This window comes from Amycolatopsis sp. NPDC005961, assembly GCF_040629235.1.
In the GTDB taxonomy this organism is placed as follows: Bacteria; Actinomycetota; Actinomycetes; order Mycobacteriales; family Pseudonocardiaceae; genus Amycolatopsis; species Amycolatopsis camponoti.
This window is the reverse complement of record NZ_JBEXVF010000019.1, coordinates 118095-141025: the sequence shown is the minus strand read 5'-3', so window position 1 is coordinate 141025 and position 22931 is coordinate 118095. Positions and strand designations below refer to the sequence as shown.

The following is a 22931-nucleotide window of genomic DNA, read 5'->3' as shown; positions in this document are numbered from 1 at the left end:
GGATACTTCGACCTGCGAGACACCAAGACATCCTCCCTCCAGACCACCGTCTGGAACCAAGGTGTCCGCTCCCAGGGGGCAACTCCACGTGATTGAAGGGGCATCACGCGTGATCAGGCGGTCGACACGCGTGATTGAAGGGTCGACACGGGTTCTCGGCTCCTGCCGGGCCGGCGGATCGCTAGGGTTGACGGCGTGAGCCACCCGCAGATCACGCTGACCGTCCGGCACACGCCGTCCGCGCTGGACACCCGCCGCGGTGTCGTCCGGCTGCACCCCGAAGTCCTCGACGCGCTCGGCCTGCGGGCCTGGGACGCCGTGCACCTCACCGGCGCCCGGGTCAGCGCCGCCCTCGCCGCGCCCACCGACGAGGCCGACGTGCCCGGCATCGTCCTCACCGACGACGTCACCATGTCGAACCTCGGCGTCACCGAGGGCGCCGAGATCGTGGTCGCCCCCGCCGACGTCGCCGCGGCCAGGACGGTCACCGTCGCCGGGTCGCGGCTGGCCAGCGTCTCGGTCAGCCCGCACATGCTGCGGCTCGCCCTCATCGGCAAGGTGCTCACCGTCGGCGACGCCGTTTCTCTGCTGCCGCAGGACCTCGCGCCGACGCCGGGGTCCGACCCGGCCGGCCTGCGCGGCCAGCTGTCCCGCGCGATCGGCGCGACCTGGACGAACGAGCTGCTCACCGTCACCGCGACCGAGCCGGCCGGCCCCGTCGCGGTCGGACCGTCCACTGTGGTCGTCTGGCGGGACGGCGCCCGCCCGGCGCCCGAGCCCGCCACGCCCCGGGCGGCGACCGCGCTCGTCCGCACCTCCGCCGTGACCGCGGCCGAGGAGTGGATCGACGCCGAGGTCGTCGAAGACGAGGTCGTGGTCGAGGAGGCCGTCGAGCCGGCCGTGCCGCTGGCCGACCTCATCGGCGCCGAAGCCGCCGCGCGCAAGCTCGACGAGTGGTTCGACCTGGCGTTCCACCGGCCCGAGCTGCTGGCCCGGCTGGGTGCGCCGGCCCACCTCGGCGTCCTGCTGTCCGGCCCCGAGGGCGTCGGCAAGGCGACGCTCGTCCATTCGGTCGCGAACGAAGCCGGCATCCGCGTGGTGCCGGTGGCCGCCCCGAACCTCTCGGTCCTGGACCCGAACGTCGCGGTCTCGCGCCTGCGCGAAGCGATCCGCGCGGCGGAGGGGCCCACGGTGCTGCTGCTCACCGACGTCGACGCGCTGCTGCCCGCGGCCACGCCGCCGCCGGTCGCCACCGTCGTGCTGGAGGAGCTGCGGACGGCGCTGCGGCGCGAACGCTTCGCCGTCGTCGCGACGACGGCCCGTGCGGAGTCCGCCGACCCGCGGCTGCGCGCCGCCGACCTGCTGGACCGCGAGCTCGGCCTCGCGCTGCCGGACGCCAAAACGCGCCGCGAGCTGCTGAACGTCCTCCTCCGCGACGTCCCGCTCGACACGGGCATCGACTGCGGCGTCCTGGCCGAGCGGACGCCGGGGTTCGTCGCCGCCGACCTGATCGCGCTGCGGCGGGACGCGGCGCTGCGAGCCGCGCTGCGCCAGCGTGAGGCGGACGAGCCGCGGATCTCGCAGCAGGACCTCCTGGACGCGCTGGCCACCGTCCGCCCGGTGTCGATGTCCACTTCGGACAACCTCGCCACCGGCGGGCTGACCCTGGACGACGTCGGCAACATGGTCGACGTCAAGCAGTCGCTCACCGAGGCGGTGCTGTGGCCGCTGCGGTACCCGGACTCGTTCGCCCGCCTCGGCGTCGAACCGCCGCGCGGCGTGCTGCTCTACGGCCCGCCCGGCGGCGGCAAGACGTTCCTCGTGCGCGCGCTGGCCGGCACCGGCGCGCTGAACGTCTTCGCGGTCAAGGGCGCCGAGCTGATGGACAAGTGGGTCGGCGAGTCGGAGCGCGCCGTGCGGGAGCTGTTTCGCCGGGCCGCCGAGGCCGCGCCGTCGCTGATCTTCCTCGACGAGATCGACGCGCTGGCCCCGCGCCGCGGCCAGTCGTCGGACTCGGGTGTCGCCGATCGGGTGGTCGCGGCGCTGCTGACCGAGCTCGACGGCGTCGAGCCGATGCGCGAGGTCGTCGTCCTGGGGGCGACGAACCGGCCCGAGCTGGTCGACCCGGCGCTGCTGCGGCCGGGCCGGCTGGAGCGGCGCGTCTACGTGCCGCCGCCGGACGCCGAAGCCCGCACCGCGATCCTCGTGGCCAGCTCGAAGAACACGCCGCTGGCCTCCGATGTGGACCTCGCCGAGGTCGCGTCCACTCTGGACGGTTACTCGGCCGCCGACTGCGCGGCGCTCATCCGCGAGGCGGCGCTGACGGCGATGCGCGAGTCCCTGGAGGCCCGCGAAGTCACGGCGGCGCACCTGGACGCGGCCCGCAAGACGGTCCGGCCGAGCCTCGACCCGGCTCAGCTCGCGACCCTCGAGGCCTACGCGAAAAACCAGGCCGGCGAGTGAAAAAAGGGGCGCCACCCGCGGGTGGCGCCCCTTTTTCCGAAGGTCATCAGCTGCCCTTGTGGCCGGATTCGTAGTTGTTCGTCACGATGACGATCACGCCCGGGGTCGCGTCCTGGATGCCGGCGAAGCGGGGCTCGGCCTTGAAGCCGAACTCCTGCGCCAGCTGCTTGGCCGCCGCTTCCTCGTCGGTGCCCGGGCGGTAGTACGCCGTGGTCGCCGGGATGACGCCCTGCGAGTAGTTGCTGACCTCGGTGACGTTCCAGCCCGAGCCGGCGAAGTCGTCCTTCGCGCGCGCGGCGAGGCCCTTGATCGTCGAGTTGTTGAACACCCGGACGGTGACCCACTTGTTGGACGCCTGCTGGTCACCCGGCTGCCCCGGCTGACCCGTCGTCGGCTGGCCGGGCGCCGGTGAGGTCGGCGGCGGCGTGGGCGACGGCGGGTTCGTCGACGTCGAGTTCGGCGGCGGCGAGGACGGTGAGGTCGGCGCCGACGAGCTGCCGGACGTGCCCGGCGGCGTCGACGACGTGCCGCTCGGCCCGGCTTCGTTCGACCCGTCACCACTCAGCGCGGTGACGCCGCCGATGATCGCGGCGATGATCGCCACCCCGATCAGGACGACGCCCGCGGCCTTCATCGGCCGGGACATTCCCGAAAACACGCTCATTTCAGCTCGATCCCCAGTCGCCGGGCGCCACGCTTGCGCTGGCGGGTGGCGCGCGTCTTGCGCAGCCGCTTCACCAGCATCGGGTCGGCTTCGATCGCTTCCGGCTTCTCCAGCAGCTTGTTGAGCAGCTGGTAGTAGCGCGTGGCAGACAAGTCGAAGCGCTCGCGGATGGCGTTCTCCTTCGCCCCGGCGTGTCGCCACCACTGGCGCTCGAAGGCGAGGATCTCGACCTCGCGTTCGGTCAGGCCGGGCACGGGCTTCGGCGGCGACGGCTGCGGCTCAGCCATCGACTCCGCGGCGTCCATCCGGATCCCTCTCAATCGGGCGACATGGGCGATCAGACCTTGCTCTTCCGCGGGCGTCATTCAACCACGGAAGCGCACGCCGACGTGGGCATCCGCGTCGGCGCGTCACGGTCTGATGCAGGTCTACCAGAAGGGTCCGACTAAACTGGCTCGCCGTGACCATCCACCCCATCGTGATCGCCGGCGAACCCGTGCTGCACCAGCCGACTCGGGAGATCACCGAGTTCGACGAGAAGCTGCGCACGCTCACCGACGACATGTTCGAGACGATGTACGCCGCCGAGGGCGTCGGCCTCGCGGCCAACCAGATCGGCCTCGACCTGCGGGTGTTCGTGTACGACTGCCCGGACGACGAAGGCGTGCGGCACAAGGGCCTCGTCGTGAACCCGAAGCTCGAGACGTCGGAGATCCCGGAGACCATGCCGGACCCGGACGACGACTGGGAGGGCTGCCTGTCGGCGCCCGGCGAGTCGTACCCGACGGGCCGCGCGAAGTGGGCGAAGGTGACCGGCTTCGACCTCGACGGCAACCCGATCGAGGTCGAGGGCACGGGCTACTTCGCGCGGTGCCTGCAGCACGAAACCGACCACCTGGACGGCTTCATCTACCTCGACCGCCTGGTCGGGCGGCACGCGCGCGCGGCCAAGAAGATGCTGAAGTCCAACAAGTGGGGCGTCCCGGGCAACTCGTGGCTGCCCCCGAAGACCCCCGAGGACGACGGCGCCGTCATCTGACCGCCCGCCCGGTCGTGAGTGAGAAACGGCGTTAGAACACTGTTTCTCACTCACGACGGGTTTCAGCAGCCGAGGAAGTGGCAGCGGACCACCTTCGGCGTCTCCAGCACCGAGCCCGCCTTGACGTCCCAAGCCAGCCGCACGTACTGCGCGTGCGTCCAGGCCAGCGGGGTCGCCGAGGTGTTCGGCGTGCCCGTCGGGAAGCCCGGCTGACCGGACGGCGCGTTCTCGTCCCACACCTGCTCCGGCATGGTCTCCGCCGAGCTGCTCACCCGGCCGAGGTCACGCAGCCGCCGAGCGGCCGACGCCGGGTCGCCGAGCGTCAGCTCGTACTCGCCGCGCTCGCCGGCGAGCAGCGGCCACAACCGCCCGAACGTGGTGCGGCTCTCGGCCGGGAAAGTGTAGTCCCACGGCGAACCGTCGGCCTGCTCGCCGTACCCGTCCTTCGTGTACCGGTGCCAGAACTGCCCGGTCGGCGTCGTGAACGCGATGTCCTTGTCCGTGACGCGAATGCTGTTCTTGATCACCGGGTCGTCCGCACGGTAGACGCCGAGCCGGACGAGGTCGAGGAAGCCCGCGTCGGTGACCGCGCGCTGGTCCATCGTGACGCTCGAGTTGCCGAGGTTGTACGTCGTCCCGGCGTTCGCGTCGGCGTCCTTGGTCAAGCGGACGAAGTACGGGTCCTTCGACAGCGGCCCGTTCGTGGTGATCGTCTGCTTCGGCAGGTCGGCCTTCATCTTGTCGGCCGCGGCGAGGTAGCGGGCCGCGTCGGCGGCCGCGCCACTGTGCGAGGCGAGGTCCGCCGCGCAGACCAGCCCGGCGATCACCGACGCGATGGTCGACGGGGACCAGCCGTCCTGCTCCTCCCAGCGCTCCTGCTGGGTGTACGGCGCCCGCTGCCCGTTCGGGCCGACGTAGCCGATGATGAAGTCGGCGGCCTTCCGGACGCCGGGCCACAGGTCGGTCCGACCGAGCTGCTGGGCCAGCACGATCGGGAAAGCGGTTTCGTCGAGCTGGATCGACGTCCAGTACGGGACGCCGTCGACGCGGCTGTTCTGCGGCATGTGCCCGTCGGCCTGCTGCTGCGTGCCGAACATGTAGCTCACCGCGCGGTTCGCGGCGGCCTGGTCGCCACCGGCGGCCAAGCCGGTCGCGATCTGGTAGAGGTCACGCGGCCAGACCAGGTGGTAGGTGCCCGACGGCGACCACTCCGGGTCGTTGTTCCCGAAGCGCCACGGCATGCTCGGCGACGCGATGAAGGCGCCCGGGTGGTGCTTGTCCTCGCTCGCGGCGAGGGTCAGCATCGACGCCTTGTAAAGGTCGCGCTCGGCGTCGGTCTTCAGCGACGACGGCGGCTTGCTGACGCCGCGCAGGTACTGCTCCCAGCCGCGGTCGTACGCGCGGGTGATGTCGCGGACGCCGCGTCGCTGCGACGCCTGCGCGCTGCCGAGCGCGTCGGCGGCCTTCGCGCCCATGCCGAGCGTGAGGGTGACGTGCCGGTTGCGGACGCCGTCGGCGCTCGTCTGCCCGGTCAGCACGACATTGCCCTTCGCGGCGGTGTCGTAGGAGTTCAGCTTGAAGGTCTTGGTGAGCTGCGTGTTCCCGTCGGACGCGCCCGCGTAGCCGACGCTGGTCTTCACGAAGGCGGGTTTCGCGGTGAGCGCGGCGGCGTTCGTGGCGTCCTGCGCGGAGACCGCGTCGCCCTTGCGCGCGGCCGAGTCGTCGGAGCCGTCGTTGGTCAGGTCCGGGTCGGCGACCGCGTAGAGCTGGTAGGGCCGCCCGGTCAGCGACTGGAAGTCGACGTCCACAAGCACCGTCGTGGCGGCCGGGTCGGTGACGTAGGTCTTGCGCAGGCGCCAGCGGTGCTGGTCGTCGGTGATCGTCTGCTCGTAGGTCAGGCTGTCGTCGTCGGTCCGCCGCACCTGCTGCGCCTTCTCGGCGTAGTCGAGGTCGGCGAAGCTGCGGCCGTCCGTGACGACGAAGTTCATCGACCGGACGCTCGGCGTCGACAGGTCCGGGTAGTAGACCTCGGACATCTGGCCGCCCTGGAGGGTGAACCAGACGTTGGACGAGCGGTCGTGAGCCGTGCCGAAGCCGGTCTTGTTCGCGGGCAGCCAGCTGGGATGGGCGCCCGGGGCGCCGGGAGCCTCGCCCTGTGCCACCGCGATCCCCGGTATCAGGCCGGTGACCAGCAGCCCGGCGAGGGCGCCGAACATGAGTTTGCGCATATCAACCCCACAGAAAGTCACTTCTGCACCGTTACAGAAGCGCCTGGAAGTGTCTCGCCGATCCTTCACCGGCGCATGGTCCGATCCGGTGAACCACTGACCGTCACTGGTCCGGGCGGCGGTTCACGAACAGCGAACGGACTTCGCGCGCTTTCCGGCGCAGACTTGTAGTACCTGCAACGGTGTAATCGAGGTGCTCATGGAAGACGCGATGGACGCCTACTCGCGGGCGGTCAGCACGGTCGCCAAGACCGTCACCCCGCACGTCGCCGGGGTCCAGCTCGCGCGCGGCAGCGGCTCGGCGGTCGTCTTCGCCGACGACGGCCATCTGCTCACCAACGCCCACGTCGTCAGCGACCACCGGCGCGGCGTCGCCACCTTCGCCGACGGCAGCGAAGCGCCCTTCGACGTCGTCGGCTCCGACCCGCTCTCGGACCTGGCCGTGCTGCGAGCGCGCGGCGAGACGCCGTCGGCGGCCGTGCTCGGCGACGCCGATGACCTCGTCGTCGGGCAGCTCGTCGTGGCCATCGGGAGCCCGCTCGGCTTCTCCGGCACCGTCACCGCGGGCGTGGTCAGCGCGCTCGGCCGGGCGCTGCCGGTGCGGCAGGGGCGCACCACCCGGGTGATCGAGGACGTGATCCAGACCGACGCGGCCCTCAACCCCGGCAACTCCGGCGGCGCGCTCGCGGATTCCGCCGGCCGGGTCGTCGGCGTCAACACCGCGGTCGCCGGCGTCGGGCTCGGGCTCGCGGTGCCGATCAACGCGACGACCCGGCGGATCATCGACACGCTCGTCGTCGAAGGCCGGGTGCGGCGCGCCTACCTCGGCGTCATCGGCGTGCCCGCGCCGCTGCCCGACGACATCGCCGAGCGCACCGGCCAGAGCGCCGGGCTGCGGGTCCGCGAAGTCGTCTCCGGCGGCCCCGCGGACCGGGCGGGCCTGCACGCCGGCGATCTCGTGCTGACCGTCGGGCGCGCCCGCGTCTCGGACGCCCAGGGCATCCAGCGCCAGCTGTTCGCGGAAGTGATCGGCACCGCACTCCCGATCACCGTGCTGCGCAACGGAGCCATGGTCGACGTCTACGCCACTCCGGCCGAGTTGGTCGGGTGACTTGAGTATCGCGCTCCGGCGTGGCATGGTCGGTGGCACAACACCAACGCGGGAGCTCGCGCCATGGCGGGCTGAGAGGGTGACTTGCGTTTCGCAGGCGTCACCGACCGCATGAACCTGACCGGGTAATGCCGGCGTAGGGAGTGAAAGTCGTTGACGACGCTTGAGAACAAGGACGTCTCCGTCACGACCGGGCCGATCACGGGCTCGCACAAGGTTTATCACCAGACCGAATCCGGACTGCGGGTTCCCGCGCGCCGGATCGACCTCTCGAACGGCGAACACTTCGACGTCTACGACACTTCGGGCCCGTACACGGATCCGGAAGCGTCGATCGACGTCCACAGTGGACTCCACCGGCTGCGCGCCGGCTGGGCCGACGGCCGTGAGCACAACACGCAGCTCGGGTGGGCCAAACAGGGTGTCATCACGCGGGAGATGGAGTACATCGCCGCCCGCGAACGGGTTTCTCCCGAGTTCGTGCGTGACGAGGTGGCCAGCGGCCGCGCGGTGATCCCGGCCAACCGGCGCCACCCCGAGTCCGAGCCGATGATCATCGGCAAGAACTTCCTGGTGAAGATCAACGCCAACATGGGCAACTCGGCCGTCTGGTCGTCGGTCGAGGAAGAGGTCGACAAGATGGTGTGGGCGACCCGCTGGGGCGCCGACACGATCATGGACCTCTCCACCGGCAAGCGGATCCACGAGACGCGGGAGTGGATCATCCGCAACTCGCCGGTCCCGGTCGGCACCGTGCCGATCTACCAGGCGCTGGAAAAGGTCGACGGCGAACCGGAAAAGCTGTCGTGGGAGATCTACCGCGACACGATCATCGAGCAGTGCGAACAGGGTGTCGACTACGTCACCGTGCACGCCGGCGTGCTGTTGCGCTACATCCCGCTGACCGCGCGGCGCGTCACCGGGATCGTCAGCCGCGGTGGGTCGATCATGGCCGCGTGGTGCCTCGCGCACCACCAGGAGTCGTTCCTGTACACGCACTTCGAGGAACTCTGCGAAATCCTGCGGCAGTACGACGTCACGTTCTCCCTCGGCGACGGCCTGCGTCCCGGCTCGATCGCCGACGCGAACGACCGCGCCCAGTTCGCCGAGCTGGAAACCCTCGGCGAGCTGACGCACATCGCGCGCTCGCACGACGTCCAGGTGATGATCGAGGGCCCCGGCCACGTGCCGATGCACAAGATCAAGGAGAACGTCGAGCTGGAGGAACGGCTCTGCGGCGAGGCGCCGTTCTACACGCTCGGTCCACTCGCGACGGACATCGCGCCGGGCTACGACCACATCACGTCGGCCATCGGCGCGGCGCAGATCGGCTGGTACGGCACGGCGATGCTGTGCTACGTCACGCCGAAGGAGCACCTCGGCCTGCCGAACCGCGACGACGTCAAGACCGGCGTGATCACGTACAAGATCGCCGCGCACGCCGCGGACCTGGCCAAGGGGCACCCGTACGCGCAGGAGTGGGACGACGAGCTGTCGAAGGCCCGCTTCGAGTTCCGCTGGAACGACCAGTTCAACCTTTCGCTCGACCCGGACACGGCGCGTTCGTTCCACGACGAGACGCTGCCCGTGGAAGCCGCCAAGACCGCGCACTTCTGCTCGATGTGCGGGCCGAAGTTCTGCTCGATGCGGATCACGCAGGACGTCCGCAAGTACGCCGAGGAGCACGGTCTGTCCACTGTGGAGGCCATCGAGGCCGGGATGGCTTCGAAGTCGGCGGAGTTCACCGAGTCCGGCGGCAAGGTCTACCTGCCCGTGGTGCAGCCGTGACACCGCCCACCGCCCTCACCATCGCCGGGTCCGACTCCGGCGGTGGTGCGGGCATCCAGGCGGACCTCCGCACGTTCTTCGCGAACGGGGTGCACGGGCTGGTCGCACTGACCGCGGTCACCGTCCAGAACTCGTTGGGTGTCCAGGGTTTCACGGAGATCCCGGCCGACGTCGTCACCGCGCAGATCAAGGCGGTGGCGTCCGACATGGGCGTGAACGCGGCGAAGACGGGGATGCTGGCGACCGCCGAGATCATCCGCGCGGTGGCGAAGACCCTGGACGAGCTGGGGATGGGCTTCCCACTGGTGGTCGACCCGGTGGCGGCGTCGATGACGGGGCACGCTCTGCTGCGCGAAGACGCCCTGGAGGCGATCCGCACTGAGCTGTTCCCACGCGCGACGCTGATCACACCGAACCTGGATGAAGTCGGGCTCTTGACCGGCATCTCCGTTTCCGACGCGGCTTCCCAGCGCGCGGCGGCGGAGGCGCTCCTGGAGTTCGGCCCGCAGTGGGTGCTCGTCAAGGGCGGCCACATGCAGGGCACGCGGGAGTGCGTGGACCTGCTGACGGACGGCAGCTCGTACGTTTCGTTGAGCGGCCCGAGGTACGAGACGAACAACACCCACGGCGGCGGCGACACGATGGCGTCGGCGATCACGGCTTCACTGGCGAAGGGCGCCTCGGTGCCGGACGCGGTGGCGGCGGGGAAGAAGTTCATCGAGCGCTGCGTGGCGGAGGCCTACCCGCTCGGCGCGGGAGTGGGCCCGGTCTCACCGTTCTGGGTGCTGGACCGCTGAACCACGCGCTTCGACCCGGTCTTCTGCGGCACCGGTCGGTATTCGACGCTGATCACCTCGATCTCAGAGCCACGGAGGATCACGCGATCGTAGACGTCGGGCAACGCGGTCAGCGTGCTGTCGGAATCGGGCCTGACGGCCAACGGCTTGCGGAGGAGAAGCTCGCGGTCGCCCACCGGCAGGTCGGCCGTGAAGTTCTCGACCTGCCCGGTGTAGACGAGACCGCTGGTCAGCCGTACCCGGGCGAACACCGCGTGACCGGCCGGCACCCCTTCGCGGAACGCCAATCCCCAAGCGCTGACCTTCCGGAACGCCTCGCCCTCCCGCCGGGAAAGGATCATGTGCAGTCCGAACGCCAGCAGGTGTGAGAAGACGGTCGCCGCCAGGATCGTCAGGACCACGCGGCCGTAGTGGTCCGCCAAGTAGGCGGTGCCCCCGACGATCATCGCGCGGGGGTTGAAGAACAGCGACGGGAACAGCCACTGCACGCACAGCAGCACCACCAAGGTCACCAAGGTGAACCCGAGGCTGCCGAGCGCCACCCGGCCCACCTCGCGGAAGGCGGACTCCGCGACCTCGACCCGGCGCCGCGCACTGAGCAGGTCGAAGAACAGGCCCGGCGCGACGATGATCAGGAACAGGATGACGGCGAGCCAGGTGCCGGGGATCATCCGGGGTAGTCGGGCGGGTTGGGGTCGTCATCCGCGCCGGTGGGAATGGACGTGCCGTCGGGATCGGGCTTTCGGTCCTCCGGCTTGAAGATCTCCCGGAGCACGTCGCGCGGGGCGGTGAGAACCCCGTTGAGCACGGCGAGAACGCCTTCGAGCACAACAATCACCTCCACGCGGAGCACAGCACCTCGTGAGTCGCCGCGGCGGGAGGAACTGTTCCCGGTTCCGGTGAATCGTTACCTGTACGCGTCGGTCAGCGGACCGGCTGCAGCTCCCGGCCGTCGTAGGACTCGCGTGCCGAGCGGATGCGGTCGAAATTCGCCTGGGACCACGTGCTCAGCGCCACCAGGTGCGCCCCCACCTCCGTGCCCATCTCCGTCAGCGCGTACTCCACCGTCGGGGGTGTTGTCGGGTACACCGTGCGCGTCAGGAAGCCGTCGCGCTCCAGCTGGCGGAGGTTCTGGGTCAGCATCTTCTGGCTGATGCCGTCGACCGCGCGGCGCAGCTCGCCGAAGCGGTGCGGGCCGCGGGCGAGCGCGCCCAGCATCAGCGCCGTCCACTTGTTGGCCAGCAGGTCCAGCACGTCGCGGCAGGGACAGCTCCGGAGGTAGACGTCCCAGGGTCCGTCCTGTTCACAGGTGGTTTCCATCAGGTACCTACTTCACCTATTAGTGCCTTCTGGCGAAAAGTGCCTACCCATCCGAGTATAGGAGGCGACCCCGAACAGAAGGAGTGGAGCAATGCGCATCGTGACCCAGGAGACCCTCGGCGGGCCGGAGGTGCTCCGCGTCACCGAGGCACCGCGCCCGGAACCCGGGCCGACGGAGGTCCTGGTGCGGGTGCACGCGGCCGGCATCAACCCCGTCGACTGGAAGGTGCGCGCCGGCGGCGGGTTCCTCGGCGAACCGCCGTTCACCGTCGGCTGGGACGTCGCCGGCGTCGTCGAACAGGTCGGCTTCGGTGCCACCGGTGTCCGGGAAGGCGACGAAGTCCTCGGCATGCCGTGGTTCCCGCGCCCGGGCAACGCCTACGCCGAGTACGTCACCGCGCCCTCGCGGCACTTCGTGCGCAAGCCCGCCGGACTGTCGTTCGCCGAGGCCGCCGCGCTGCCGCTGGCCGGGCTCACCGCCTGGCAGGGGCTGGTCGACGTCGGGAACGTCCACAAGGGACAACGTGTGTTCGTCGACGCCGCCGCGGGCGGGGTCGGCCACCTCGCCGTGCAGATCGCCAAGGCACGCGGCGCGCACGTCATCGGGACGGCCAGCGCCGGCAAGCACGACTTCCTGCGCGAACTCGGCGTCGACGAGCCCATCGACTACCACGACAAGACCGTCACCACGTCCGATGTGGACGTCTACTTCGGACTCGTCGGCGAGGAGAGCGACCTGCGCTGGCTCCCCGCGATCAAGGAGGGCGGCCTGCTGATCGCCGTGCCCAGCGGCGTCGCGGACCGCGTCGAAAAAGCCGCCGCCGCAAGGAAGGTACGGACCGAACGGATCCTCGTCGAGCCGGACTGCGGCGGGCTGACCGGCCTCGTCGAGCTGATCGAGACCGGTCAGCTGAAGGTCCGCGTCGAGCAGACCTTCCCGCTGGAAGACGCCGCCAAGGCGCACGAGCTGGGTGAGTCGGGCCGGGTGTCCGGCAAGCTCGTGCTGACCGTCTAACCGCGGGCGAGCACCTGCGGCAGGACCGTCGTGAGCCCGGTCCAGTCCGACGTGATGACCGACGCGTGCTGCTTCGCCAGGTCGGCGACACGCTGGTTGGCCTGGTCGACCGTCGGGTTGTGCGCGTCGATCGCGGGCGCGACGTTCTGCCCGTCGGTCATCACCACGTAGTAGTGGTTGGCGTCGTACCACCACGGCCCGGTCTGCGTCACCCACGCGTTCGCGTCGCCGTCGAACACGACGAACCACGGCTTGAGGTCGGCGGTGTACTTGTCCCGCGGGTCACCGCCGGCCGCGCCGTGCACGGTCGGGAAGATGTTCGCGTCGCCGAGCTTGCCCGCGTTCTTGAGCCCGACCAGGTACCGCGCGTACTCGACGTCGGTCTTGAGCGTGTCGGTCGGGTTCTGCTCCTCCACGGTGCCCGGGATGATCTCGGTGATCACCCGGCCCCGCAACGCGTCCACGGACGGCCAGTTGTCCGCCTTCGCGGCGTCGTCGAGCGTGGCGTAGCTCCCGAGCAGCTCGGCCGGCCGGAACGCGACACTGCCGAGGTGCGAGCGGAACGTCGCGTCCAGCTCGTCCGGGCCCATGCCGGTGTTGTCCGAGAAGCCCGTCTTCATCTCGAGCTTGAGCGTGATCGGCGTGTGCCCCGGGTGGGCGGCCAGCCAGATCCGGATGTCGTCGAGGCAGTACTCGAGGTTCTTGTTCTTCCCGCCGGTGTACAGCTGCGACGCCGAGGTGGCCGCGACGCAGTTGTTGTTGTTCCCCAACGGGTTCGAGTGGCTGACCTTCCACTCGTGGGTGAAGAAGTCCGGCCAGACGTCGAGCTCGATCAGCGACGACCCGGCGTCGAGCGCCTGGGCCAGATAGCCGTAGGCCGCCGGGTCGTACGTGTTGTGCACGCCGACCGTGGTGACGTGGGAGAGCTTTGGGCTGTCCGCGTTGGCAGCAGTCGCTCCCGAGAACGTGAGAGCTGCCGCGAGGAGGACCACCGAGAAGAGCTTCATCCAGGCTCCTTCGAACGTGAGTAACGTTCACAATGTCTCACCGTGGTTGACTCTTGATGAAGGAAAAGCGGCCGATTGGCCTAGACCAGAAGTCGGGAAACCACCATGACGACGAGCCCGCCCACCGCGTTGACCATCGCCGGATCGGACTCCGGCGGCGCCGCCGGGCTGCAGGCGGATCTCCGCACCTTCCTGACCTGTGGGGTCCACGGCCTGGTCGCGGTCACCGCCGTCACCGTGCAGAACACCCTGGGCGTGCACGACCGCGCCGACCTGCCGCCGCACATCGTGGCCGGGCAGATCGAAGCCGTCGCGGCGGACATGGGCGTCGGCGCGGCCAAGACCGGCATGCTGGCGTCGGCGGAGATCATCCACGCGGTCGCCGCCGCGTGCGACAAGGCCGGGATCGGCCGCGACGAGAAGATCCCGTTCGTCGTCGACCCGGTGGCGGCGTCGATGCACGGCCACCCGCTGTTCGACGACGCCGGCCTGCGCGCCCTGCGCGACGAACTCCTCCCGCGCGCGACCGTGCTCACGCCCAACCTCGACGAGGTCCGGCTGCTCACCGGCATGACGGTGACCGACCGCGAAGGCATGCACACCGCGGCCGTCGTCCTCCACCGGATGGGCCCGAAGTACGTCCTGGTCAAGAGCGGCCACCTGCAGTCCGACCCGGAGTGCGTGGACCTGCTGTTCGACGGCTCGACGTTCGTGGAGCTGCCGGGGCAGCGCTACGCGACCCCGCACACGCACGGCGCGGGCGACACGATGGCGTCCGCGCTGACGGCGGGCCTGGCCAAGGGCATGCCGGTGGTCGAAGCGGCGCGCTACGGCAAGTGGTTCGTCTCGCACGCCGTCGAGCACGCGTACCCGATGGGAGCGAAGGTCGGCCCGGTCTCGGCCTTCTGGCGGCTGGCACCCGAACAGCGCTGAGCACCCGTCCGGTTACCATCCCTGCGTTTACTGATTCTTGACTCACGCGAGGGGCGGCCTTGACCGGACGCGAGCGGACGGCGAAGGTCCTCGAGGACCGCCGCTTCCAGAACTTCATCATCGCCGTGATCGTGGTCAACGCGACCACGCTCGGCATGGAGACGTCGACGTCCCTGATGGACGGCTACGGGACGCTCCTGCACACCCTCGACCACATCGCGCTGGGCATCTTCGTCACCGAGCTGCTGGCGAAGTTCTACGCCTACCGCGGCGCCTTCTTCCGCGACAACTGGAACGTCTTCGACCTGCTGGTCGTCGGCATCGCGGTGATCCCGGCGACCGGTCCGTTCGCCGTCCTGCGGTCGCTGCGCGTGCTCCGGGTGCTGCGGCTGATCTCGGTCGTGCCGTCGATGCGCAAGGTCGTCTCCGGGCTGCTCGCGGCGATCCCCGGCATGGCGTCGATCGCGGCGCTGCTCGCGCTGATCATCTTCGTCGCCGGTGTGATGGCGACCAAGCTGTTCGGCGTGATCTCGCCGGAGAACTTCGGCGACCTCGGCACCTCGCTGTTCACGCTGTTCCAGGTGATGACCGGCGAAGCGTGGCCGGACATCGCGAAGGAGATCATGGTCCAGGCGCCGATGGCCTGGATCTTCTTCGTCGTCTACATCCTGGTGTCCAGCTTCGCGGTGCTGAACCTCTTCATCGCCGTGGTCGTCAGCGGCATGGAGGACGAGCTGCGCCAGGACATCCGCGAGGAAGAGGCCAAGCAGGCCGCGACGCAGGCCGAAGCCAACCGGGAGATCCTCGAGGAGCTGCGCGCCGTCCGCGCGGAGCTGGCCGAGCTGAGGCGGGAGCAGGCCGCTTAGCGGTCCTCGTCCGCGATCAGCGCCTCCAGCGCCGGGAGCGCCGCCGTCAGGGCTTCGCGGTGCTCGGGCGTCAAGCGGTCGAGACGCCGGTTCAGCTCCTGCACCCGCGTCGACCGGACGCCGGACACCAGCCGCTCGCCCTCTTCGGTCGCCTTCGCCAGCCACGCGCGGCGGTCGACCGGGTCGGACTCGCGGCTCACGTACCCCGCCTCGACGAGGGACGCGATGATCCGCGACATGGTCGCCGCGGCGACGCCCTCCTTCGCGGCGAGGTCGCCGAGACGCAGCTGGCCGGAGATCACCAGCGTCGCGAGGGCAGAGATGGCGCCGTGGCCGGGGCCGGGCACGCCGGCCTGCCGCAGTGACCGGGACAGCCTGCCGACAGCGAGGTACAACCTGCCCGAGACGTCCTGGACGGATGTGCTGGTCACGGCTGGCTCCTTCTGCCCTGCCCCGCCGCGGGTGCGCCGGAAAGTGCCGTCAACCTTACGGGTTCGCGGTGCACGTTCGGCGTTAAGGCACCCGTGTTCACCGGGGTGGGCTCGACGCCTGCGCCCAAAAACGCTGCGGCACACGCCCCGCGCTCCGGGCCAGGTGACCGGCGACGACGGCCGAGCGCATCGCCGCGGCCATCCGTTCGGGGTCCGTCGCCCGGGTGACCGCGGTGGACAGCAGGACGGCGTCGCAGCCGAGCTCCATCGCCAGCGTCGCATCGGACGCCGTGCCGATTCCGGCGTCCAGGATCACCGGCACGCCCGCCCGCGAAACGATCAGCTCGATGTTGTGCGGATTCCGGATGCCGAGGCCGGTGCCGATCGGCGCGCCCAGCGGCATCACGGCGGCGCAGCCCGCCTCCTCCAAGCGCAGCGCGAGCACCGGGTCGTCGTTCGTGTAGGCGAACACGGTGAACCCGTCGGCGGCCAGGCGTTCGGCGGCGTCGAGGGTTTCGATCGGGTCCGGGAGCAGCGTCCGGTCGTCGGCGTGCACCTCGAGCTTGATCAGATCGGTCCCGAGGGCCTCCCGCGCGAGCTGCGCGGTGAGCACGGCCTCGGCGGCCGTGCGGCAGCCCGCGGTGTTCGGCAGCAGCTCGATGCCGAGCCTTGTCAGGAGCTCGAGGACGCCGGAGCCGCCTTCGGCGTCGGCGCGGCGCATGGCGACGGTCGTCAGCTCGGTGCCGGACGCGACCAGCGCGCGTTCGAGCACGGCGAGGTTCGCCGCGCCGCCGGTGCCGATGATCAGCCGGGACGTCAGCTTGTGCGTGCCGATGACCAGCGGTTCTTCGTCCATTTCAGCCTCCCTGGACGGCGGTGAGCACGTCGACGCCCGCGCCCTTGGGCACGGCGGTGGCCGCCCAGTCGCTCCGGCGGACGACGACGCCGTCGACCGCGACGGCGATGCCGGGCCGCTGCCCGCCGGACGCGTCGAGGACGTCGGCGACCGTCGCGCCGTCCGGGAACTCCGTCCACGTCCCGTTGAGCTTGATCTCCATCACACGTGCTCCTTCTGGTGCAGGCGGGCGGGTGAAGCCGCTTCGACGCCTTCGGGCGGCTTCTCACCCTCGAGCCAGGCGACCACGGCGTCCGCGGTCACGGGGGCCATCAGCAGGCCGTTGCGGTGGTGCCCGGTGGCGGCGAAGACGCCGTCGTCCAGGACGCCGATGTAGGGCAGCACGTCCCGGCTGCCGGCCCGCAGGCCCGCGGCGGTCTCGACGAGCTCGTACTCGGTGATCGCGGGGAAGACGCGTTCGGCGCCCTCGATCAGCTCACGGACACCGCGCGCGGTGACGGCTCGGTCGAAGCCCGCCTCGTACTGCGTCGCGCCTAGGACAAGTTCCTGGTCGCCGCGCGGCACGAGGTAGATCGGCCGGCCCTCGACGACGGCGCGGACGGTGCGCGTGGGCGGGGGCAGGCAGCCGCGGCGGGGTTTCAGGCGCAGGATCTCGCCCTTGAGCGGGCGGACGGCGTCGGCGAGCTGCGGGTGCAGCCGTCCGGTCCAGGCGCCGGCGGCGAGCACGACGGCGTCGGCGTCCGGGACGCGTTCGACGCGTTCGCGGACGAACCGGACGTCTCGTTCCTGGCACGCCGCGTACAGGGCGTGGAGCAGTTTCCGGTTGTCCACGGCCAGGTCGCCGGGCACGTGGAGTCCACTTCGGACGGACCCGGTGCCCGGTTCGAGCCGCTTCGTCTCGCGACTGGTGAGGCGTTCGGCCGCGCGGCCGAGCGAGTGCAGGTGCGCGGCGAGGATGTCGAGGTGGCCGGCGTCGGCGCTGTCGAACGCGACGACGAGCGTGCCGTGTTCGGCCAGGCCGGGGTCGAGGCCTTCCTGAGCGAGGTCGCTCGCGAAGCCGGGCCACCTTTTCAGCGACTCTTCGCCGAGGCGCAGGACGTCTTCCTCGCCCGGCCAGGCCTCGGTGACCGGGGCGAGCATGCCGCCGGCCAGCCAGGATGCGCCGCCACGGACGGGCTCGGGGTCGTAGAGGGTGACCTCGTGGCCGGCTCGTGCGGCTCGCCACGCCGTGGACAGGCCGATCACGCCGCCGCCGACCACGGCCAAGGTGTTCGTCATGGGAATCACGCTCCCTGCGCCGGCATGACCCGGATCAGGTTCCACGGTCGGAGCGGCAGCTCCCTCTCAGCCCGTCCTCGGGCTCCCGTGCGGACCAGTCCACCCTAGCTCCCAAGGTACGGTCGCCGCTATGCCCGCCCTTTCCGGTGACAAGATCCGCGCCCGCCTCGAGGCGGCGCGCCTGTACCTCTGCACGGACGCCCGCACGTCGCGCGGCGACTTGGCGTCCTTCGCCGACGCGGCCCTGGCCGGTGGCGTCGACATCATCCAGCTGCGCGACAAGACCGGCGCTTTGGAAGCCGCCGGCGAGATCGCGGCGCTGGAGGTGCTGGCCGAGGCGTGCGCGCGCCACGGAGCGCTGCTGTCGGTGAACGACCGGGCGGACGTGGCACTGGCGGTCGATGCGGACGTGCTGCACCTGGGCCAGGACGACATCCCGGTGGGGTTGGCCCGCCGGATTCTGGGTGACGACGTGGTCATCGGGCGGTCGACGCACTCCGTCGCGCAAGCTTCGGCCGCCGCTTCGGAACCGGGGGTGGACTACTTCTGCACCGGCCCGTGCTGGCCGACACCGACGAAACCGGGCCGGTCGGCGCCGGGGTTGGACCTGGTCCGCGCGACGGCGGCGGCCGCTCCCGAACGCCCGTGGTTCGCGATCGGCGGCATCGACGGCCCACGGCTCCCGGACGTACTGGAGGCGGGCGCGTCGCGGATCGTGGTGGTCCGGGCGATCACCGAGGCCGAGGACCCGGAAGCCGCGGCGCGGGAGTTGCGGTCCCACCTGGCCTGAAAACCGTGAAGGGCACATCGAGGGACTTGAAGTCCCTTGGTGTGCCCTTCACGGACCTACGGGGTCGGGGTGGTCGCCGCGCCCTTGCTGGTCGGCGGGGTCGTCGTCGCCGGGGCCGATGTCGACGGCTGCTGCGTCGTCGTGCTCGGCGTGGTCGTCGGCGTCTCCGACGAGGTCGTCGGGGCCGTCGAGGTGTCCGACGGGGTCGTCGTCTCCGACGGGGACACCTGGGTGTCGGTCGTGCCGGTCGTCGGCGTCGTCGAGGGGGTCTTGTCCGGCTGGCCGCCGCCGTTGCCGAAGATCTTGCCGATGCTCGAGCCCGTGCCGCCGCCGATCTGGGTGCCCGTGGCCGACTCGAAGCCGACTATCGCCAGGATCGCCACCGCGAACGCCGCCACGCTCGTGCCGATGATCAACGGCCAGCGCAGCTTCCGCAGCCGGGACGGCTCCTCCTCGGGCGGACCTTCCTCGGGCCGGGGCAGCTGGACCGTCGGCTGCTCGGCCAGCGCCACCTCGGAACCGGTTCCACGCCGCCGGATGCCCGACGCCGCCAGCTGACGCGCCCTCAGCGCGGCCTCGCGCGTGCGCTGCAGCGAGCGCAGGTACACCTCGCCGCCGACCGTCGTGATCACGCTCGCCACGCCCGCGCCGACGACCGTCCCCGCCACGCCGAGCGTCGATCCCAGCAGCGCCGCCGTCACCGCCGCGAGCGCCGCCGCCATCACCTGCGCGATGCGCAAACCTGACTTTTCTTCCTTCGCTGTGTCCACCTCGGAAGTCGCTGCGTTCTCCTTGCCCATGATCCCGATCCGGTAGTAAGTCTTCTCCCCTGTCCAACGTCTAAGGCGCGCGAGGAACTCCCCGCGTTGCCGGAGCGTGAGGAGCGCCACTCCGTCCGTCCACAGTGGACATTCCACGCCGAACACTTTCTTGACATACTCGGCACATGGAACTGGTGACGATCTCCGACATCGAGGCCGCGGCGAAGCGCGTCCGAGGTGTCGCCGTGCACACGCCCCTGTTGCTCCAGACGTGGGATCCCCGCGGAACCCTGTGGCTCAAACCCGAAAGCCTGCAACCGGTCGGCGCGTTCAAGGTGCGCGGCGCGTTCAACGCGATCGGTTCCCTCGACGAGGAAAGCCGCTCCCGCGGCGTCATCGCGTACTCGAGCGGTAACCACGCGCAGGCCGTCGCCTACGCCGCGCAGCAGTACGGCGTACCCGCGGTGATCGTCGTGCCGGACGTCGCGCCGCGGATCAAGGTCGAGGCCACCCGCGCGTACGGCGCCGAGGTGATCGAGGTGCCGATCGGCGAGCACGAGGGGAAAGCGCACGAACTGGCCGCCGAACGCGGGCTGACCCTCGTCCCGCCCTACGACGACGCGGCCATCATCGCCGGGCAGGGCACGGCGGGCCTCGAGATCGCCGAGGACCTCCCCGACGTCGAGGTCGTGCTGGTGCCGGTGAGCGGCGGCGGGCTGGCGTCCGGTGTCGGCGTCGCGATCAAGGCGCGCTGCCCTCGGGCTCGCGTCATCGGCGTCGAGCCGGCGCTGGCCGGGGACACGGCCGAGGGGCTGCGCCTGGGCCACCGGGTCGACTGGCCCCAGGCCGACCGCGCCCGGACGATCGCCGACGGCCTGCGCGCGCAGCCGTCCGAGCTGACGTTCGCGCACCTGCGGGAGGTCGTCGACGCCATGGTCACGGTCACCGAGGACGAGATCCGCGAAGCCGTGCGCACGCTCGCCCGGAAGGCCCGGCTGGTCGCCGAGCCCAGCGGCGCGGTGACGACGGCGGCGTACCTGTTCCACGCCGACGAGCTGCCGGCCGGGCGCACGGTCGCCCTCGTCTCGGGCGGCAACGCCGACCCGGCGCTGTTCGCCGAGATCCTCGCGGGTCAGCCCGGCTAGGAACCGGCCACCGGGGAGCCGCCGCGGATGTGGGTCGGCGGCCCCTCCACGCCGCAGTGGTAGCACTCGCCCAGGTGGGGGCTCTCGTCGTCGGCCGCGGGAGAAGCCGGCGGCTCGGACGGCGGCTCGAGGACGCCGTTGTGGATGCCCAGCGCGATCAGCCCGCCCACGATCGCCAGCGCCGCGCAGATGACCAGTGCCATCCGCCAGCCCGCGGTGAGCGCCACCGGGTCGGCGTACGCCTCGCCGGTCAGCCCGGCCGCGGCCGGCAGCACCGCGACGGCCAAGAGCCCGCCGGAGCGCGCGATCGCGTTGTTGACCCCCGACGCGACACCGGCATAGCGGTCCGGGGCCGCGGCGAGCACCGTCGCGGTCACCGGGGCCACCACCGTCGCCAGGCCCAGCCCGAACACGACGACCGCGGGCAGCACCGTCCCGAGGTAGGACGCGCCGGGCGCGATGCGCAGCATCAGCAGCATCCCGACGCCGACGATGATCGGGCCGACCACCAGCTGCGTGCGCGGCCCGATGCGCTGGGCCAGCGCCCCCGAACGCCCCGACAGCAGCAGCATGATCACCGTGAGGGGCAGCCCGGCCAGGCCGGACGCCGTCGGCGAGTAGTGCAGCGACACCTGCAGCTGCATGACCAGCAGCATCATCACGCCGCCGAGGGCCGCGTACATGGCGAAGGTCAGCGCGTTGGCCAGGGTGAACGTCCGGTCGCGGAACAGCGACGGCGGCACCAGCGGCTCGCGCGAGCGGTGCTGGACGACGACGAACGCGGTCAGTCCCGCGATCCCCAGCAGGCCCGCGACCAGCACGATCGGGTCCGCGATGCCGCGAGCCGGCGCCTCCACCAGCGCACCGGTGATCCCGGCGAGGCCGATCGCGCCGAGCGCCGCGGCGCCGAAGTCGGGGTGCCCGGTCGCCTGCGGGTCGCGGGACTCGGGGACGAACTTCCGGGCCATCAGCACGACGGCGACCGCGATCGGGACGTTGATCAGGAACGCGAGCCGCCACGACCAGACCTGGACGAGGAAGCCGCCGAGCAGCGGTCCGGCGGCCGCCGCGATGCCGCCGAGGCCGGACCACGCGCCGATCGCGCGGGCGCGCGCGTCGTGCGCGAAGGACGACTGGAGGATCGCGAGCGACCCGGGCGTCAGCAGCGCGCCGCCGATGCCCTGCAGGATCCGCATCGCGACCAGCATCTCGGTGGACGTCGCGGCGGCGCACAGCCCGGACGCGACGCCGAACCAGACGACGCCGATGAGGTACATCCGGCGGCGGCCGTAGCGGTCACCGAGCGAGCCGGCGACCAGGATGAGCGCGGCGAGCGCCAGCAGGTAGCCGTCGAGGATCCATTGGAGCCCGGCGACGGAGGCGTTCAGCTCGGTGCCGATGCGGGGCAGGGCGACGTTGACGATGGTGCCGTCGAGCATCGCCATGCCCGAACCGAGGATGGTGGTGGCGAGCACGCCGCGGGCGGCGTGCGTCCCCCAGCGGATCCCGGTGTCTTCGGTGGCAGTCACCCCGCAACTCCACCTTGCGCGGTGATCGCCGTCAACACCGGGTCACGGCATCAGCGTGGTGACGAACTTGTACCGGTCGCCGCGGTAGACGGAGCGGGCGTACTCGACCGGCTTGCCGTCGGTGGCGAACGAGTGCCGGGTCAGCCGGAGCACCGGCATGCCGACGTCGGCGCCGAGCATCTCCGCCTCTTCCGGACCGGCGAGCGACGTCTCGATCGACTCTTCGGCGCGTTCCAGTTCCACTCCGTAGTACTCGCGCAGAACGGCGTACAACGAACCGCCCGCCGAGACGTGCTTGCGGAGTCCGCGGAATCGGCCGGCCGGGAGGTGCGAAGTCTCCAGCGCCATCGGCTGCGAGTCCGCCAGTCGAAGCCGTCGAAGGCGAAGAATTTTCGCACCAGTACGGATTCCGAGCAGTTTCGCGAGGTCGCCCTCGGCCGGGAGCTCCTCGAGCTCCAGCAGCTTCGAAGACGGCTTCAGCCCTTGGCGCCGCATGTCCTCGGTGTAGGACGACAACTGCAGCCGCTGCGCGAGCTTCGGCTCGGCCGCGAACGTGCCTTTCCCCTGCACACGGTGCAGACGGCCCTCGGCCGTGAGGTCGGCCAGCGCCTGGCGCACGGTGGTGCGGGAGACCGTGAACTCCCCGGCGAGCGCGCGTTCGGTCGGGATCGGCGACCCGGGCGGCAGCACGTCCAGGAGGTCGAGGAGGTGCTGTTTCAGCGCCCAGTACTTGGGCTCGCGCTGCCCGCGCATCGCGGCGACGGCGCCCGCCTCGCCCGTGGTGGTGGTCTCCAACATGCCCGACTCCCTATGTCTTCCCTCATTGCGCGCCACGTCCCCGTAAGAAACGTACCCTTTTCCCCAAACCCGCCGCCCCACTAACATTGGTCTAGACCTGACCGACGCCGCC

The 22931-nt window shown here is 70.9% G+C and carries 24 protein-coding genes and 2 riboswitches; of the genes, 10 read left to right on the top strand and 14 right to left on the bottom strand.

Annotated elements, in window-relative coordinates; translation table 11 throughout:
* Window positions 1-195: 195 nt before the first annotated feature.
* The gene (locus ABZ342_RS19840; RefSeq protein ID WP_360474812.1) at window positions 196-2463 is read left to right on the top strand and encodes an AAA family ATPase; all 2268 of its coding nucleotides are present in this window, start codon (window positions 196-198) and stop codon (window positions 2461-2463) included.
* 46 nt (window positions 2464-2509) lie between these two features.
* Here the strand turns inward: ABZ342_RS19840 and ABZ342_RS19835 are convergent, their stop codons facing one another.
* Window positions 2510-3127 carry a LytR C-terminal domain-containing protein gene (locus ABZ342_RS19835; protein ID WP_360474809.1) on the bottom strand — a complete coding sequence of 206 codons (618 nt, stop codon included), beginning with the start codon at window positions 3125-3127 and terminating at the stop codon, window positions 2510-2512.
* The gene (locus tag ABZ342_RS19830) at window positions 3124-3432 is read right to left on the bottom strand and encodes a DUF3263 domain-containing protein (protein WP_155544154.1); all 309 of its coding nucleotides are present in this window, start codon (window positions 3430-3432) and stop codon (window positions 3124-3126) included. Before ABZ342_RS19830 ends, ABZ342_RS19835 begins: the two co-directional genes overlap by 4 nt.
* A gap of 155 nt (window positions 3433-3587) precedes the next feature.
* Here ABZ342_RS19830 and ABZ342_RS19825 point away from each other — a divergent pair, with 155 nt between their 5' ends.
* On the top strand, window positions 3588-4166 hold the full coding sequence (locus tag ABZ342_RS19825; RefSeq protein WP_155540615.1) for a peptide deformylase: 579 nt from the start codon (window positions 3588-3590) through the stop codon (window positions 4164-4166).
* Between the two features lie 62 nt (window positions 4167-4228).
* Here ABZ342_RS19825 and ABZ342_RS19820 read toward each other — a convergent pair whose 3' ends face one another.
* Window positions 4229-6394, bottom strand: a complete 2166-nt coding sequence (locus ABZ342_RS19820; RefSeq protein WP_360474806.1) for a glycoside hydrolase family 15 protein — start codon at window positions 6392-6394, stop codon at window positions 4229-4231.
* A 199-nt stretch (window positions 6395-6593) separates the two neighbouring features.
* On the opposite strand from ABZ342_RS19820, the gene ABZ342_RS19815 reads away from it, so the two are divergent.
* The 3 genes from ABZ342_RS19815 to thiD (ABZ342_RS19805) all read left to right on the top strand — a co-directional run bounded on the left by ABZ342_RS19815 (window position 6594) and on the right by thiD (ABZ342_RS19805) (window position 10090).
* Window positions 6594-7505 carry a trypsin-like peptidase domain-containing protein gene (locus ABZ342_RS19815; RefSeq protein ID WP_360474803.1) on the top strand — a complete coding sequence of 304 codons (912 nt, stop codon included), beginning with the start codon at window positions 6594-6596 and terminating at the stop codon, window positions 7503-7505.
* A gap of 38 nt (window positions 7506-7543) precedes the next feature.
* Window positions 7544-7665: riboswitch (TPP riboswitch) on the top strand.
* On the top strand, window positions 7659-9293 hold the full coding sequence (thiC, locus tag ABZ342_RS19810) for a phosphomethylpyrimidine synthase ThiC (protein ID WP_360474800.1): 1635 nt from the start codon (window positions 7659-7661) through the stop codon (window positions 9291-9293). It overlaps the preceding riboswitch by 7 nt.
* Complete coding sequence (thiD, locus tag ABZ342_RS19805; protein ID WP_360474798.1) at window positions 9290-10090, top strand: bifunctional hydroxymethylpyrimidine kinase/phosphomethylpyrimidine kinase; 801 nt, start codon at window positions 9290-9292, stop codon at window positions 10088-10090. Before thiC ends, thiD (ABZ342_RS19805) begins: the two co-directional genes overlap by 4 nt.
* Here the strand turns inward: thiD (ABZ342_RS19805) and ABZ342_RS19800 are convergent.
* The 3 genes from ABZ342_RS19800 to ABZ342_RS19790 form a co-directional block, all read right to left on the bottom strand.
* The gene (locus ABZ342_RS19800) at window positions 10033-10761 is read right to left on the bottom strand and encodes a DUF6338 family protein (RefSeq protein ID WP_360474795.1); all 729 of its coding nucleotides are present in this window, start codon (window positions 10759-10761) and stop codon (window positions 10033-10035) included. The genes thiD (ABZ342_RS19805) and ABZ342_RS19800 overlap by 58 nt on opposite strands.
* The gene (locus tag ABZ342_RS19795) at window positions 10758-10934 is read right to left on the bottom strand and encodes a hypothetical protein (protein ID WP_360474792.1); all 177 of its coding nucleotides are present in this window, start codon (window positions 10932-10934) and stop codon (window positions 10758-10760) included. Before ABZ342_RS19795 ends, ABZ342_RS19800 begins: the two co-directional genes overlap by 4 nt.
* Window positions 10935-11014: 80 nt before the next feature.
* Window positions 11015-11410, bottom strand: coding sequence for a helix-turn-helix domain-containing protein (locus ABZ342_RS19790; RefSeq protein WP_360474789.1), 396 nt, complete (start codon window positions 11408-11410; stop codon window positions 11015-11017).
* Window positions 11411-11501: 91 nt separating this feature from the next.
* Between ABZ342_RS19790 and ABZ342_RS19785 the strand changes: the two genes are divergently transcribed.
* The gene (locus tag ABZ342_RS19785; protein ID WP_360474786.1) at window positions 11502-12425 is read left to right on the top strand and encodes an NADP-dependent oxidoreductase; all 924 of its coding nucleotides are present in this window, start codon (window positions 11502-11504) and stop codon (window positions 12423-12425) included.
* Here the strand turns inward: ABZ342_RS19785 and ABZ342_RS19780 are convergent.
* Window positions 12422-13432 (bottom strand): phosphatidylinositol-specific phospholipase C domain-containing protein, encoded by a 1011-nt coding sequence (locus ABZ342_RS19780; protein WP_155540608.1) that lies wholly within the window; start codon window positions 13430-13432, stop codon window positions 12422-12424. The two genes, ABZ342_RS19785 and ABZ342_RS19780, sit on opposite strands and share 4 nt — an antisense overlap.
* 105 nt (window positions 13433-13537) lie before the next feature.
* On the opposite strand from ABZ342_RS19780, the gene thiD (ABZ342_RS19775) reads away from it, so the two are divergent.
* Together thiD (ABZ342_RS19775) and ABZ342_RS19770 are read left to right on the top strand one after the other, a co-directional pair.
* A complete protein-coding gene (gene thiD / locus ABZ342_RS19775) occupies window positions 13538-14365 on the top strand; it encodes a bifunctional hydroxymethylpyrimidine kinase/phosphomethylpyrimidine kinase (protein WP_360474782.1) in 828 nt (275 codons plus the stop codon).
* A 59-nt stretch (window positions 14366-14424) separates the two neighbouring features.
* Window positions 14425-15231, top strand: coding sequence for an ion transporter (locus ABZ342_RS19770; RefSeq protein ID WP_155540606.1), 807 nt, complete (start codon window positions 14425-14427; stop codon window positions 15229-15231).
* On the opposite strand, the gene ABZ342_RS19765 is transcribed toward ABZ342_RS19770, so the two are convergent.
* From ABZ342_RS19765 to thiO, 4 genes are all read right to left on the bottom strand, one after another.
* Window positions 15228-15662, bottom strand: a complete 435-nt coding sequence (locus tag ABZ342_RS19765) for a MarR family transcriptional regulator (protein WP_155540605.1) — start codon at window positions 15660-15662, stop codon at window positions 15228-15230. The genes ABZ342_RS19770 and ABZ342_RS19765 overlap by 4 nt on opposite strands.
* A gap of 97 nt (window positions 15663-15759) precedes the next feature.
* Window positions 15760-16518 (bottom strand): thiazole synthase, encoded by a 759-nt coding sequence (locus tag ABZ342_RS19760; RefSeq protein WP_360474778.1) that lies wholly within the window; start codon window positions 16516-16518, stop codon window positions 15760-15762.
* Between the two features lies 1 nt (window position 16519).
* Window positions 16520-16720 carry a sulfur carrier protein ThiS gene (gene thiS / locus ABZ342_RS19755; protein WP_155540603.1) on the bottom strand — a complete coding sequence of 67 codons (201 nt, stop codon included), beginning with the start codon at window positions 16718-16720 and terminating at the stop codon, window positions 16520-16522.
* Entirely contained in the window at window positions 16720-17796 is a 1077-nt protein-coding gene (thiO, locus tag ABZ342_RS19750; RefSeq protein ID WP_360474774.1) for a glycine oxidase ThiO, read from the bottom strand. The genes thiS and thiO overlap by 1 nt, the downstream gene beginning before the upstream one ends.
* Window positions 17791-17895: riboswitch (TPP riboswitch) on the bottom strand. (Overlaps the previous gene by 6 nt.)
* Before the next feature lie 31 nt (window positions 17896-17926).
* On the opposite strand from thiO, the gene thiE reads away from it, so the two are divergent.
* Window positions 17927-18586, top strand: a complete 660-nt coding sequence (gene thiE, locus ABZ342_RS19745) for a thiamine phosphate synthase (RefSeq protein ID WP_360474770.1) — start codon at window positions 17927-17929, stop codon at window positions 18584-18586.
* Window positions 18587-18642: 56 nt separating this feature from the next.
* Here the strand turns inward: thiE and ABZ342_RS19740 are convergent, their stop codons facing one another.
* Window positions 18643-19386 (bottom strand): hypothetical protein, encoded by a 744-nt coding sequence (locus tag ABZ342_RS19740; RefSeq protein ID WP_360474767.1) that lies wholly within the window; start codon window positions 19384-19386, stop codon window positions 18643-18645.
* A gap of 146 nt (window positions 19387-19532) precedes the next feature.
* On the opposite strand from ABZ342_RS19740, the gene ABZ342_RS19735 reads away from it, so the two are divergent.
* A complete protein-coding gene (locus ABZ342_RS19735) occupies window positions 19533-20492 on the top strand; it encodes a threonine/serine dehydratase (protein ID WP_360474764.1) in 960 nt (319 codons plus the stop codon).
* On the opposite strand, the gene ABZ342_RS19730 is transcribed toward ABZ342_RS19735, so the two are convergent.
* A complete protein-coding gene (locus ABZ342_RS19730) occupies window positions 20489-22021 on the bottom strand; it encodes an MFS transporter (protein ID WP_360474761.1) in 1533 nt (510 codons plus the stop codon). The two genes, ABZ342_RS19735 and ABZ342_RS19730, sit on opposite strands and share 4 nt — an antisense overlap.
* 42 nt (window positions 22022-22063) lie before the next feature.
* Window positions 22064-22819: a GntR family transcriptional regulator gene (locus ABZ342_RS19725; RefSeq protein WP_155540597.1), complete on the bottom strand. Its 756-nt coding sequence runs from the start codon at window positions 22817-22819 to the stop codon at window positions 22064-22066.
* Window positions 22820-22931: the final 112 nt, after the last annotated feature.